Source organism: Frankia umida, assembly GCF_023242945.1.
GTDB lineage: Bacteria > Actinomycetota > Actinomycetes > Frankiales > Frankiaceae > Frankia > Frankia umida.
Genome location: NZ_JALKFT010000106.1, coordinates 1 through 732 on the forward strand (window position 1 = coordinate 1; position 732 = coordinate 732).

General features: G+C 75.4%; 1 protein-coding gene. It reads right to left on the reverse strand.

Translation table 11 applies throughout. From position 1 onward, the window contains the following. The coding region (locus MXD59_RS25980; RefSeq protein WP_248827197.1) for an acyl carrier protein at positions 1-691 on the reverse strand (691 nt) is incomplete at its 3' end. Between the last annotated feature and the right edge of the window lie 41 nt (positions 692-732).

The window sequence follows — 732 nt, forward strand, 5'->3', positions numbered from 1 at the left end:
GCAGGTGCCAGAGTTCGTCGGGTGAGGTGATGCCGCCGGGGAGTCGGCAGGCCATCCCGACCACGGCGATCGGCTCCAGCGCCGCGCCGGGCGCGCCGGCCGCGGGCACCGTCTGGGCGCCGGCGGTCCCCCGTCCGGCCTGGTCGCCGCCGAACCGCTCGGCGAGATGACGGGCCACGGCGGCCGGGCTGGGATAGTCGAAGGCGAGGGTCGCCGTCAGCCGCAGACCGGTCGCACCGCCCAGCCGGTTACGCAGGTCGACCGCGGTCAGCGAGTCGAATCCCACCTCCCGGAAGGACCGCTCCGGCTCCACCGACTGCGCGCTGGGATGCCCGAGGACCTCCGCGACCTGCCGGCGGACCAGCTCCAACAGGAAGGCGTCCCGCTCCTGCGCGGCCAGCGGAGCCAACTGCCGCGCCAACGAGCCGGCCGCGTTCTCCTGCGCTCCGCGTGCCGCCCGCCGCGGTGCCGGCGGGACCAGCGCACGCAGCACCGGGGGCAGCGCAGCACTGGCCGCTCGGGCCCGCAGCGCCGGTAGATCCAGCTGGGCCGTCACCCAGGTCGCCGGCGAGCCGGGCCGGCCGCTGCCCAGCGTGCTGTCGAACAACGCCAGCGCGTGCTCGCTGGACATCGCAGTGATGCCGCCGCGCTGCATCCGGGTGAGGTCGGTGGTGTCGAGGTGGCTGGTCATGGTGCTGGTTTGGTGCCAGAGGCCCCAGGCGAGGCTGGTGG